An 11710-nucleotide genomic window follows, 5' to 3' on the forward strand; every position below is an offset into this window, starting at 1 on the left:
TTGCTCATAAGCTTTTATAGCAGGCCAGCCATCGTCAAAAACGCAGAGCAGCGATCCTCCAATAACCGGAGGATCGCTGCTCTGCTGTCCTTTTACTTATGCCATATTGTAGCTTCTACCGCGGTAGTTAATTCAATAATTCAGCTGCTCTAAGCAACCGTACAAGAATTACGGCGGCTTCTGCACGGCTAGTATCACTGCTAGGTGCAAAGCTGCCTGATGGTTGACCTTTCATAATACCTTTTGCAACCAGGTCAGACACTGCTTCTTTAGCCCATGAGGAAATAGTTGAAGCGTCTCTGAAAACATCTGTAGCAACGATTGCTCTAGATCCTTCAGCTTCTAGATTCAGCAGCTTCATTGCTCTGGCTGCCATAACAGCCATTTGCTCCCGTGTAATAGGGGCGTTCGGACGGAAGGTTCCATCCTCATAGCCTTGAACCAGTCCTAAGGCTGCAGCAGCTCTGGCGTCCGCTGCATACCAAGATAAATCGGACACATCACTGAAGGTCTTCGTCGTGTTCGCAGCTACAAGACCTAACGATCGAATCAGCATAGCTGCGAACTCGGCACGACTGACAGATTTCTGAGGTGCAAAGGTATCTGTGGATTGTCCGGTCAAGATCAGTCGGCTGGCAAGTCTCTCAATCTCATTTCTCGCCCAATGTGTGGAAATATCTCCAAAAGTCACAGGGTGCAGCGCAGCGACAAATACACCGCTCGCAATACTGCTCTTAACCGTAACCTTGGTCATCCCATTAACGAGCTCATACAATGCAGGTACATAACGGAAGGAACCCGTCTGTTCATCGTAAATAAGGACTACACCTGTCTTCGCATCCAGCGCCTCCTTAAGCATAAATGTACGATCTACATAAGTGGTACCGAACCCGCTTGCTGCTACAGAGGTTTTTCCATCCGTTACCTTTAGAGTGAAATTAGCCGGTGTTCCTTGCACAGTAAAGCCTTGCTGCTTAGCTTTGGCAAGCAGTTGTTCCAATCCTTTTCCGCTTAGCGAATTTACATTGAACTCCAGTGTGCCTGCCGGCATTTGTGCGGCTTTGAGCACACTCTCCACAAGCTCTAACGGGAAGCGGTAGCTCATCCCTCCACTTTCAATAACAAGCACAGCTTTGGGGCTAAGTGCCGCCGCCTTACGTAAAGCATCTGCACTAAACCGGGCTGTGCCGTCACCGTTAGCTGAAATCTCGATAACAGCCTGCCCTGCAGTCGCCTTAGCTTTTAGCTGCGCATCATGATTAGCTGCTGGCGTAGGTGCTGGTGTAGCCGTCGGTGTGCCGGGTTGAACAGGGTTCACTGACCCTGTAGGGTCTGTTGGACCAGGAGTACTTGTTGGTTCTGGAGTACTCGTCGGACTAGGAGTACTTGTTGGATCCACAGGATTGATCGGGTCTACAGGATCTGTCCCGCCAGGTGATAGCACCTCAATTGTATATCCCCTCTTATCGTTGCCCACAGTTACCGTGAAGTCTGTGATACCCGCTTTAATTCCATTAAGACTGTCGTTGGTAAATGTAGCAATCTCATTGCTCATAATATTTAGAGTAGCTTGTGCGGTAAGATCTCTGCCTTCTTTATCTAGTACCTTAAGCTTAGCTGACTTACCCTGCTCTAATACCACAGGCCCGCTCTGTCCATCTGCTAGTTTGATAGAGAACGGTTTAATGGCTGAGGCTATTCCTTGATTTTGTTCTTTAATGCTTAAGTCAGGAGAGGCATTGGTCAGTAGGTTCATCCGTTCGCCACGAATAATCATGTTGTCGACCAACAGACTCCCTTTCAGATTTTTCGTAACTTCTATACCGCTTGTACCTGCGCCATCTAATACATTATTCGTCATCACTACTCCATCAATGGAAGTGAGAGTATCTCCCTCTAGATCACCTTGAGCAATCAGCCCCGAATAAGTGCTGTCCAGTGCTGTATTGTTGCGAATGAGTACTTTTCCTTTCAGATCACTCTCACCAGCATAAAGCCATAACGCACCCAGATTCACGCCGTAACCGGAATCGTAGCTGCCAGTTCTAAGCAAGGTATTTCGCTCCACAATCGTTGTTCCTTGGAATGGCTCGGCGGTGAAACGGGTGGACACTGCAATCCCGGCTCCATTAGTCACAGTGTCTTTTACCACGTTGTCCTGGACTTTGTTATCTTTCCCCCCAAAGACTACAATGTTATCCGCTAACCAAGGCAAGGATACCGTATTAAAACGTGCCGTGTTGTTATAGCTCGGTGTACGTTCCGTACCATTCACATCCGTCAACTTGCCGTCTGTAAACGACCACATTGCGATTCCATCATCCCCTGGATAGCGGATGTCACTTTGTTCCATCATGCTGTTGCCAGTCCCTACGGCAAAGTTAATCCCGTCTGCCATAAGATTGCGGATCCGCAGACCTGCCATGTACAGACCATTCGTACGCGCCTTTTCACCCATCGGCTGAGTTAACCACAAGCCTGCTTTGGTATGTTCTATCCAAACGTTCTGTATAATCGAACCTTGGCCAAAAGCACCATGGAAAGCGTTGGTGATCGCTTCATCATCCCGTTCGTTAATGCCGCCTTCAATCATCAGATCGTAAACACCAACCTTACCGCCGTGACCATAAAACTTAGCTCCATTCAGAACCGTATACCACATGCCGGCACCACGTATTTCAGCGGTATCCAGATCCAGCAGACCCTCACCGACATTAAAGGTACCCGCCGGGAACCACACACCTTTACCTGTCGCATTCGCTTCGGCAAGGGCTGCCTTGAAGGCTGCGGTATCATCTCCCTCATCATTCGCTGCCGCTCCAAAATCCGTTACGGAAATAAATCCGTCCGGGCGAGCCAACTCAGGGGCAACCTGCTCCATATCCACCAGGTCAATGACGTAAGAAGCTGCGTTGTCTCCTGTTCCCTTCTCTAAGCGAATAGTTGCTCCGGCAGGAGCATCACCAATCAGAGCATGGATTTCGTCAAAGAAGCGGTGTCCACTGCCTTGGCGAGGGTCATTTGACCATGGGTAGCTGCCATATTCCCAAGCATATTTGGATGTCAGCTTAAGCTGCTTCTTAATTCCATCCACATATAGAGTCAAGGTTTCTTCCGCACCAGCCCCATCTGGACTATCAGGAATAGAATATCGAAGAACGATGGAGTTAGCTGATTCTGCAAGCTTGAACTCTAGATAATCTCCCGTATTCTTCAAGGCCACCGCTTGTCGTCCAGAAGCCTCGGAAGCCATGCTGAGATATTTCCGCGACGAGCCAATCAGCGTTCCGTTTGTTGCCGCATCCTCAGCTTCATAGCTGATATATGGAACCGTTGCTCCACGGTATGTTTTGTTAACGCTGTTTTTTACGGTCAGGCTATCAAGGGTTACTTTACTCCAATCCACGTTGTCACTGCTTAGAGAAACCGTGTTGATGCCTGCACGAAGCTGCAATTTTACCGCTACAGTCTTCCAAGAGGCAGACTTGCCAAGACTAACCTTGCCCCCTTCGTTTAATCCATTCACCTCTAGTGCCAGATCCGTTGCGGCAGCAGCGGTATTTTTGTATCGAATAACAGCATCGTATTCCCCAGCCTGCTGGGCGTTGACTGCAAACCGTATAACACGTTTCCCTTTGAATGCTTCTCCTCCTGCATAAATTGCATCAGCAGGGATAGGTAAGAAGCTCCAGAGCTCACTATCAGTTCCATTTGCAGCAGAACCAAGCTGAACAGCCGATGTGCTGTGAGAAAGAAGACCTGTTCCGTTCGCACTTAGCAGAAGAGCATAACCTAACTTCTCTTCCAGCTTCCATTGGGATCTTTCTGTATCTCCAGCAGCTAACAAGACCACTTGGCCCGATTCATTGAGCGAAAGATAATGTTGTGTCTGAACATTCATAATCCGTTTGCGTCCGTTTATCTCCTGGACCAGCCACTGGGATTGAGCCGCCATATCGGAAGCATCTGCATATAGGACAGCCCCCTCTTTTTCGGCCAATACTTTACCAGCCATGCCTTTCGGTACAATGGTTATGATGTTGGTATCATTTTGAACTGGAGTTGTTGTATTGTTATTGCGCAGTTCTCCAGATGGAGTAGTAAACTCCTGTGGAGCCGCCTCAAGTGTCCATAGTGCCGTACCCTCACTTTCTAGCAAAAGCGCACGTTCAGCATATCCTGTCTTATTGGCAATATTTATTAATTCATCGTCGTATTCTCCAAAGAGACTACGAATGGTGTAATGTGTATAATCGGAAGCCAAGCTTACTTCCCAGGCGGATGCTCCGTCTACAGCAGGATCTGTACTACTGCTCTCCAAATATGAATAATCACCATTCAGCGTTAAAAAATGACCTGTTGCCCGGTTGGTGATCGTCTGTTTACCCTCCTGCACAGATACATTCCAGTGCGAAAATCCATTGTCTGCTGACGGCTGCCCGTACAGAACAACCCCATGCTCATTTTCGTATAAATACTCTCCGCTGCTTGCATTCTTGAATCTTACAGGGTAATCAGGCAGTGGCGGAGCAATCGCTTCAACCGCTTCAGCAGTAAAATGCGCACTGCTTTTTTCCGCTGTATCTGCAGCTTTACTGATTCGGAGAATTGGGTTGCCGTTATCATCCGGCGCACCATAGATATAGTGACCAGCCCATGAGCTCATAATGGTAGTCACACCGGACGGTTGCATATCAACCTTCCACTTAATGCTGGCCCATACATCGTACACTGTTTGCAAAGTTTGAACGCTAACTTTAGGATCAATCTCATCTACAGCCCCACCTATATGCTCAAGGGAGAGATAACGTCCAGTGCCTTTATTTTTTATCTTCACCGATCCATTGCTGCCCGCTATTTCTTGCAACTGCCAGACAAAGGAATCGTCATTCAAATCAAGTGGACCATAAGTAGCCTGGCCTACTGTTACATCCTCGTTCTCAGCAGCTAGAGGTGCAAGATTTTGGTTAGAGTGAGCAGAGTCCTGGTCAGCATAGACAGCTTCAGTAACCGTCTTGGATTCTGGCAATTCCTCTAGTGCAGCTGGAGAAGTCAGCAAAGGACCGTCCTTAAGATATTGATCCTCTCCATTTACAGCATCTAGCTGAAAACGGAACAAGTCTTGTTTTTTCTCGGTAACCGGTACAAATCTCCACTGCGGACTGCCCCAACCTGGATTGATCACTCCGTACTCAGCATATTTAGTGAGGTTCTGAAGTGAAATATACTTCTCTGGGATTTTATTAGGTTCCTTGTCTAGAACGCTACTGATTACGTAGGTGTTGTTCCCAACATTTTTGCCTGTCCAGATGTATTCTCGTTCCACATGATTTCTGTCTGGAAGCTCTGTGACCTGAAGGTGGCCATTTGGCATGTTCATCGTGTTCATGTAATGGCCCGTTTTCTTGTTTTTGAACAGCTTGCGGCCGTTATATTTCTCCACGAGCCATTGATCGGAGCCGTCCTTTTGCATATTTCCATATTTTAAAAGACCATCAACACTCTCATACCAATAAAATGACTTCCAGCCATTCTGAATCCGGTAATATGGCATTGTGCCGTCAGTCGGTGTGTTAGGATCTAAAAGCTGCCACTGAGCGCTCAAAGAAGTCGCATCCCCAATCGCACCAGCCTGTTCTCCACCCAATGTAGACAAATAAATGCCTGTGCTTTCGAGATTCTGAAGCGTCTGGTAATCATCATAATCATCGGAATCATTAAAAATCCATTGATCCGACGGCTGACTTCCGCTAATCTGCAAGGCCTTGGCAGTACCTTCACTATAAGAAACATAATGATCGGTTGCCGCATTACGGATACGCTTATTGCCGTCATAATCCTCTATATACCATAGATAGTCAGAGGTGTTGGCGGCATCTGGCGCAATAATTCCATGCTTAAGCTCGCCGTTTACGGATTCATATAAAAAATCTGTAGCCACTTGTGCATCCGTATAAGTTGCCAGTCGTACAGGCTGTAATTCGGAAATTGGCACGATTCTCCACTGTGCACTTGGATTAGAGGCTGAACCCGGCCAGCTGTTAGATCGCACATTATTGTCATCGCTGAATTGCGGATTTAGCCATAATGGACTACCCTCTTCAGTTAAACCACTGTTACGAAGGGTAATGAAGCCCGTTCCATCAGGGCCTGGTGCATGCTCTTGGGTCCACTCACTTAGCTTCACGTGATCCATATCGACTTCCTGCGAAAAAACCCCAGCCCAGGTCACTTCATTTTGCTTAATATAATGGCCTGTCGCACGGTTGCGAATCATTACTGTTCCGTCATCCGTCCCTGATTCAAGATACCACTGTGCTGCTTCATTGCTGACAGGCTGTTTACCGTAAAGAACGTTCCCTTCACTTTCATACATTACCTGACCGGGGCGGAGACGGCTCTCTAGCCGTACAGGTGCTGCATTTGGATCTATAAAAGCCCACTGCGGACTCTCAAACGTAACATTGATATCCGAGCTTACTTGCGCATAACCAAGCTGATTCTCCTCGTGGATAACCAACTTCCCCTCTGGCACAGTCGCACTTCGGATGATCATGTATCCATTGCGATTGGAAGTATCGATCAGCCACTGATCCGCAACACTTCCTGAACCTTGGCGTTCTGCCGCCTTAAGTGAATCCTCTTTGCCGTTGTTACCATCCATTGTAATGTAATGGCCTGTCTTCACATTCTTGATTCGTGACAGCCCATTCACCGTCTCAACCGTCCAATGCGCTGAAGTATCGGCTGGATTGGTCATGCCATAACGCACGATTCCTGCGGATGTCTCATATAAAAAGTTGTTTTTCCACTTATTCTTGATGAGTACCGTACCTGATGGAATTTGCTCAGCGCCTGTTCCTCCAACCCCTTCTGCTCCTACGGAACCTTTACCGGTTCCCATTACAGGCAAGCTTGAAAAAATCAGCAGCAGCGCGAGCAGACCCGCCATTGCGGACCTGATTCGTTTCATACATGTGCCCCCTCTAATTAATATGGACTTCCTTTTCATATTAGTTTGGGAACGCTTACAAAACGATGTGCGATTTTATCCAGAAAAAGGTGTATTTGTACGGATATCCAATCCCTACAACCTTCATGAAGATTGACAAATCGGTTTAACGCGATGATAGTTAGTTTTAGCTACCCGCAAAGAGTAAACAAACGGAGGTACATATGAATTTCAAAATTGATTCGCCAAAAATAGCAGATCCAGACTCTCTTCTTCCTGAGCAAATATATTCGCTGCAAACCAAGGACGAATTCAGCTGTTGCAGCATCAGCGATACGGTTATTGATAATCAAGAGGCTAATAAGGTCAGCTTTGATCGCGTGATTTTTAAAAATGTAACGATTACGGAGTGCTCCCTAACTGGGATCGAGCTTATGGACGTGATTTTTGATCGCTGTGATCTATCTAATGTGGATTTTACGAATGGCATTATTCATCGAACTGAATTTAGAAACTGCAAGCTTATTGGCACAGACTTTACAAGAGGCAGATTCCAAAATGTTCGTGTAGTAGATTGTATCGGGGATTTTGCTACGTTTCGATTCGCTAATCTGAAGCAGGTTGCTTTTGAGAGCAGTTCATTAATGAGTTCCGACTACTATCAGTCAAGTTTCCAAAAAATCAGCTTCAGCGAGTGTAATATTGATCAAGCCACATTGTCAGGATCAAAGCTTAATGGGATCGATCTTAGTGACTGCGAGTTCAGTGGCTTGATCGTGGATATCAAAGATTTAGAAGGATGCATCATTTCGCCTCAGCAAGCTGTTTCTTTTGTCGGATTATTAGGTTTGGTTATAAAATAAATAACTTCAACTTGCCCGAACATTTACCGCAGCGATAACGCTTAGGGTCTACTTTTCGCTTACGCGGATACTCCATGGCACAGGCACTGCATACAAGCTTATATCGATAGGGCAGCGACTTCCGAGCTTTTGCACCCGGCAGTGTCTGACAGTAGCGGCTTCCGCCGACTTGCGCCAGCAGGCTTTTGAAATCAGCGTCACGATGCATATACCCTCGCTTAGCCAAATGCAAATGATAATGGCAGAGCTCATGCTTGATAATCCGCTCCGTCTCTTCTCTGCCAAACATGGCAAGCTGATGGGGATTAATCTCTATATTATGGCTTTTGGTAAAATATCGGCCGCCCGTTGAGGACAACCGGCTGTTAAAGCTCGCCTTGTGTCTAAACGGCACGCCAAAGCTGTCCCGTGATACCTGCTCAATCCACAGCTGCAGCTCTTCGTTGCTCATAGTTTCCATAGCGTTCTATCACAAGTCCTTTCCACGGGAAATAAGATCTCTACTTGAATTGTAACTTGTGCATAGGCTAAACTGTCAAGAAGGAAGACAAGTACGGAGGGAGAATGAACAATGCCGAAAATGCGGTATGTAATTTTGCAGCAAAATCAAGAATTACAATTCGTGGAAATGCCTGAGGAATATGCGTACCAACTAAGTGCGCTCAATTTACGCCTGAACAAAGAAATCGATAAGCTGACAGCCGATAATGTTCCGGATCTGCCCTTAGCCATCGCCGAATGTGACTCGCTGGATCTGTTACGTGAGGATTACTCCCTGGAGTCCGGTCTGGATTATATCAATAGATTGGAACAGGCCTTCGCCTCTGTTCAAGAGCAGAAGAACTACCCACTGATCTCCCTGCTTACTGAGATCCGAGCGCTACAGGCTCAATTGGAGCAGTGGTACGAAGAGGAAGCAGAAAGCCTACTGTAATCCGCACCTTTAGGCTTATTTCTCCATATTCTAACTTACGTAAGTTGTTAGAGGAGGGATTCGCTTGCCACAGTGGCTCTGCCATCAGCTAATGAAAGCCTATTACAAAAAAGACCGCCGTCAGATCAGGCTGCTGAATGAGTGCTGGTTCTTTTATCGTAATTCTGCGGAATCGAGTAATGAGATGAAGTTATAGCCTCGGATGATTAAGATCTAGGACATCTTTAAAGCAGCGGATATCGTCTTTTAAGAAGACGGTATCCGTTTTTGTTAAGAAAGGGGACTTATAATCATGATCAGTAGAACAAGACATATACAGCTGTCTCCGGAAAGTGGGACTGAGGAAGAAGACAATTATAATCTCTATGTCATAGTCACATTCCCTGACCGCTCCCGCTGGGCATCGGATTTCTACACCTTCAAGAACATCGAAGCGATCCGACAAGACTACATCCAAAGTGGTGCTTGTCTAAATGGGGCCTACTGGAGTGCACCTAATTATCTAACTGTCGTGGATCATATTGATCGCAAGCGAATTGAAGAAGTCGTCGATTTATATATTTCAGAAGGTACATTCGAATACAACTTTGAATACATAGGACAGGTCACGGAGCGGGATCTGAAGATTATCGATTATCCGAAAGACTTTTTCAACCCTTTAGAGAAGCTTGAGCACAGGTACGTTATGCGGCAGTTCGCTGCAATTGAGTTTATGCTGGAGAATGCTGCACCAGAAACTATAGCAGTAATAAAAAAGATCATCGCAGAGAAACAATAAAACTCCGCCTTAAGAATCAATTCTTATTAAAACTTAGGAAATACATATTTAACCAAAAAGAACAGAAAACCAAAAAATATTATAATGTAAGCAGCATATTTAATAAAGGTAGATGCGACAACGCTGGAATCCGATTTCCGTTGTACCTCCCTATGCTCCACTTCAACACTTCTATCCTTATAGCCCGGTTCCATCAGCAATCTCTCCTTTCGAATGTTCATCTTTGATAGCCTCCATTAACCCGAGGCTTTCAGGATTGAATCAAAATTCTAGATTGGATTAAAAAAAAAGACCGGAATTCTCTTCAGCTTTTCGAGCTGAGAAATTCAGGTCTTCTTTCTACTTACCCTTTAACCGAACCCGCCGCAATTCCCTCAACGATACGGTTACTGAGGAACAGGAATGTAATCAGGATAGGCAAAATACTGATCATAAGCGTTGCCCCGATCGCACCCCAATCCGTTGTATATTGACCAATGAAGTTTTGCACCCCCACGGTCAGCGTCTTGTAAGAATCAGAACTAATAAATGTGTTTACAAAAATAAATTCGTTCCAGTTATAGATCATATTAATAATGGCTGTAGTCGCGATCACCGAGCTTGTCATAGGAAGTATAATTCTAAAAAACATTCTGTTCACGGAACAACCATCAATAACCGCGGCCTCTTCCACTTCGCGTGGCAGTGCGTAATAGAAACCCAGCAAAATCATAATCGTTATCGGCATGTTAAAAGCGACATAAGACAAAATAAGTGACAAAGGGTGATCCGTTAAGCCAATCTTATTGAATATACTAAATAACGGAATAAGCGTGGAGTGAACAGGAATCATCATCGCTACCATAAACAAACCCAGTACGAACGAGCTTCCCTTCCATTTCATCCTGGTAACTGCATACGTAACCAAGCTCCCGAAGATAACCGTTAACACCGTAGCCACGATGGTAATCCATACGCTGTTGAAGAAATACACGTTGATGTTCCCTACATTCCAGACCTTCGCGTAATTCTCCCAGTGAGGATTCATCGGCAACGATAGAGCAGGAAGGTTGAACACTTCCTGATTATTTTTTAATGAGAAAAACAGCAGCCATACAAGCGGAAACAATTGCAGAGCAGCAACGGCAATCAACACGATATATAGCAATGAGTAGCCGAATTTACGTGTGATCTCCGCACCTGCGCCGCCTGTCTTTGGCCCGATTTCTAGCCTTCCTGCAGTTCCAGACATCATGAAGCGCCCCTCCTTATGAGTATTGGATCGAATCTTTCGTAGCAGTTAATTTGCGAATGACCCAAGTAATGACGAGACAGATGACGAGCAGGAAGAATCCAATTGCACTCCCGTAGCCGAAATCATAAGCCCGAAAAGCCTGATGATACATATAAGACGCCATCACTTCACTAGAGCCATTAGGACCTCCATCCGTCATAACAAAGATTAAGTCAAAATACTTCAGAGAACCTACAACGGCTAGAACAATCGTAACTTTGATGACTTCCATTGCGAGTGGAAGCTTAATTTTCCAAGCGATTTGTAAGGCAGAGGCTCCGTCAATCTTTGCTGCCTCTTCCAGAGAGGTCGGGATATTCTTGAGTGCTGCGTAATAGATCAGAATATAGAAACCAGCATATTGCCACAGAATGGGAATAAATAAAGCAAACAAAACTAATGTAGGCTCTGCAAGCCATGCAGGAGGATTAGCAAAACCAATGGATACTAATAAGCTGTTCACAATTCCGTTCGTCGGATGATAAATTCTTAGCCAAAGCTGCGCAATCGCAACGGACGATAGCAGCATCGGAATCAGATATATTTTGCGAAACAAGTTAGCTCCCTTGATCCGGGCGGCTAATACCATAGCAATTGCCAAATAAATAATGAGACTTAGGGTAGAAAACAACGCTAACTGCAGAGAATGCCAAGCACTATTCCAGAAGGTTTGGTCTGTTAGCAAAGCTTTATAGTTATCAAATCCGATAAAAGTCAGAGCGCCTATACCATTCCATTTATTCAGTCCGTAATAACCCGTTAGAACAATCGGAATATATACAATAGCCAGAATGAGAAGCAAGGCGGGAAATACGTATAACGCGATTATTTTTTTGTTAGACATCACTTTATCCAAAGTGTCCGACTCCTTTCCTTCATAAACCGTTTGAGGAAAGGCTTATCCGGCATC

At 45.6% G+C, this 11710-nt stretch carries 9 protein-coding genes; 4 read left to right on the forward strand and 5 right to left on the reverse strand.

Going from position 1 to position 11710, the window contains the following annotated elements; translation table 11 throughout:
• Positions 1-127: 127 nt before the first annotated feature.
• Positions 128-6973: an S-layer homology domain-containing protein gene (locus tag MHH49_RS04200; protein WP_341137912.1), complete on the reverse strand. Its 6846-nt coding sequence runs from the start codon at positions 6971-6973 to the stop codon at positions 128-130.
• 203 nt (positions 6974-7176) lie between these two features.
• Between MHH49_RS04200 and MHH49_RS04205 the strand changes: the two genes are divergently transcribed.
• A complete protein-coding gene (locus MHH49_RS04205; protein ID WP_339811757.1) occupies positions 7177-7815 on the forward strand; it encodes a pentapeptide repeat-containing protein in 639 nt (212 codons plus the stop codon).
• Here the strand turns inward: MHH49_RS04205 and MHH49_RS04210 are convergent.
• Positions 7805-8266: a SprT family protein gene (locus MHH49_RS04210; protein ID WP_080742673.1), complete on the reverse strand. Its 462-nt coding sequence runs from the start codon at positions 8264-8266 to the stop codon at positions 7805-7807. The genes MHH49_RS04205 and MHH49_RS04210 overlap by 11 nt on opposite strands.
• 120 nt (positions 8267-8386) lie before the next feature.
• Here MHH49_RS04210 and MHH49_RS04215 point away from each other — a divergent pair, with 120 nt between their 5' ends.
• From MHH49_RS04215 to MHH49_RS04225, 3 genes are all read left to right on the forward strand, one after another.
• Positions 8387-8749, forward strand: a complete 363-nt coding sequence (locus tag MHH49_RS04215; protein WP_036686808.1) for a hypothetical protein — start codon at positions 8387-8389, stop codon at positions 8747-8749.
• Positions 8750-8813: 64 nt separating this feature from the next.
• Positions 8814-8945, forward strand: a complete 132-nt coding sequence (gene cmpA, locus MHH49_RS04220) for a cortex morphogenetic protein CmpA (RefSeq protein WP_341137913.1) — start codon at positions 8814-8816, stop codon at positions 8943-8945.
• A 96-nt stretch (positions 8946-9041) separates the two neighbouring features.
• Entirely contained in the window at positions 9042-9527 is a 486-nt protein-coding gene (locus MHH49_RS04225) for a hypothetical protein (protein WP_076100033.1), read from the forward strand.
• Between the two features lie 26 nt (positions 9528-9553).
• Here MHH49_RS04225 and MHH49_RS04230 read toward each other — a convergent pair whose 3' ends face one another.
• The 3 genes from MHH49_RS04230 to MHH49_RS04240 all read right to left on the reverse strand — a co-directional run bounded on the left by MHH49_RS04230 (position 9554) and on the right by MHH49_RS04240 (position 11656).
• Positions 9554-9748 carry a hypothetical protein gene (locus MHH49_RS04230; RefSeq protein ID WP_036686806.1) on the reverse strand — a complete coding sequence of 65 codons (195 nt, stop codon included), beginning with the start codon at positions 9746-9748 and terminating at the stop codon, positions 9554-9556.
• 122 nt (positions 9749-9870) lie between these two features.
• A complete protein-coding gene (locus MHH49_RS04235) occupies positions 9871-10761 on the reverse strand; it encodes a carbohydrate ABC transporter permease (protein ID WP_036686804.1) in 891 nt (296 codons plus the stop codon).
• A gap of 13 nt (positions 10762-10774) precedes the next feature.
• Positions 10775-11656, reverse strand: a complete 882-nt coding sequence (locus MHH49_RS04240; RefSeq protein ID WP_036686803.1) for a carbohydrate ABC transporter permease — start codon at positions 11654-11656, stop codon at positions 10775-10777.
• Between the last annotated feature and the right edge of the window lie 54 nt (positions 11657-11710).

Origin of the sequence: Paenibacillus sp. FSL F4-0122, from assembly GCF_038002845.1 — a bacterium.
Classification (GTDB): Bacteria; Bacillota; Bacilli; order Paenibacillales; family Paenibacillaceae; genus Paenibacillus_AQ; species Paenibacillus_AQ odorifer.